This window comes from Endozoicomonas sp. SESOKO3, assembly GCF_024606255.1.
On sequence record NZ_JAHHPR010000455.1, the window covers coordinates 1 to 1,438 of the forward strand.

The following is a 1,438-nucleotide window of genomic DNA, read 5'->3' on the forward strand; positions in this document are numbered from 1 at the left end:
GCCTCCATAGCAACCCCGTCCATATCTCAAACGGATGACGCTGATTCAAACGCTCCCAACCTCAATGATGCGACTTCAACCGTTGCCACATTCAATGAAGTGGAGCCTATTTGCATCAGGGGCACAGGGATTAATCAGTATTCTGTTGTCACAGAAGGTTCAGGAGCGGGTGGCTCCTATGCTCTGAGAAATGATCAAAGATCCTATAACTATGAAGTCGACCTGTGGCCTTCTAATCAGGAAGCCCAGGCCCTTAACAGCGGTCAGAACAGCAACCCGATCAATGCACTATCAGGCAACTCAGACTGCGATAGCAGTCGAACGGGTTTTATGGTGAAGCTACCTCAAGACGTCGCTCAGCAGCCCCTCAAAGGTGAACTGAACTTGATTATCAATGCCGAATAAGATGGTTTACCACAGGCAATAGTGCCCGTAAAATGGAACCCCAAGACTATTGCCTGATATTCATAGTGATGATGAAAAAGAGATCACTTGAGTGACTGGACCAGATTACAGAAACACAAGGGCCCAACAGATGCGGTCATGGCTTAAACTTCCTCGCTTACCTCAATTATTAGCTATGGCATCTCTGGCTATGGTATCTCTGGCTATGTCCCTCAATACCTATGGTGCCATGTCTCTGGATAAAATGATCGTTTATTTCGAGCCGGACAAATCCCCTCGTCAGGACATAGTCGTTACCAATCCGGATAAGGAAAATCTGTATCTGCAGACTGAGGTCTACAAAGTCGTTAACCCCGGAACTGATCAGGAAGAAAGGGTTCGTATTACCGACCCCTCCGAGCTGAAATTACTCAGCACGCCACAGAAAACCATTGTCGCCCCCAACAGCCGAAAAACAGTTCGACTGGTCAGCCTTGAAACACCAAAAAAAGTAGAGTCGGTCTACAGGGTGACCTTCAAACCCGTCGTCGGTGACCTGGAAGCCACTCAGAACGCTATTAAACTGCTGATTGCATACCAGGCGCTGGTCTTTGTTCGCCCGGAAAATCCGGAATACAAAGTGACAGCCAAGCGAGAGAGAGACTCAATCACTTTTACCAACAGTGGCAACATTAATGTGGTATTACGAAATGGGCAATTCTGCTCAGGCCAGAAAGGCAAGCGTCAGTGCACTGACATTGATGATATTAAACGGCTCTATGCCGGGCAGAGCTGGACATTGAAAATCCCCAGCAGCAACACTGAAGTCGAATACGGTTTGTTCAACGGCAGCACTGAGGAAAGAAAGACGTTCTGATTTAATGAACTGATACTGTCACCGTTACCGTATCTTTGTAGATGCCGGGTTCGAGCCCGGATACTTCTGATGAAGGTACGGTAATTTCAAAATTCATATTGGAGCCACCGCCACAATACTGCAGAGTAGAACCTTTCCAGGGCTGCCCATCCACTCCCGGCACCAGAGTTTCCATGG

Annotated in this window: 2 protein-coding genes; both read left to right on the top strand. The window is 47.8% G+C overall.

The features are described from left to right. Positions 1-405, top strand: a 405-nt coding sequence (locus KDK18_RS07805) for a hypothetical protein (protein WP_257254341.1), incomplete at its 5' end; no start/stop codon positions are given. Positions 406-535: 130 nt separating this feature from the next. Further along, positions 536-1,261 carry a molecular chaperone gene (locus tag KDK18_RS07810; RefSeq protein WP_257254342.1) on the top strand — a complete coding sequence of 242 codons (726 nt, stop codon included), beginning with the start codon at positions 536-538 and terminating at the stop codon, positions 1,259-1,261. Positions 1,262-1,438: the final 177 nt, after the last annotated feature.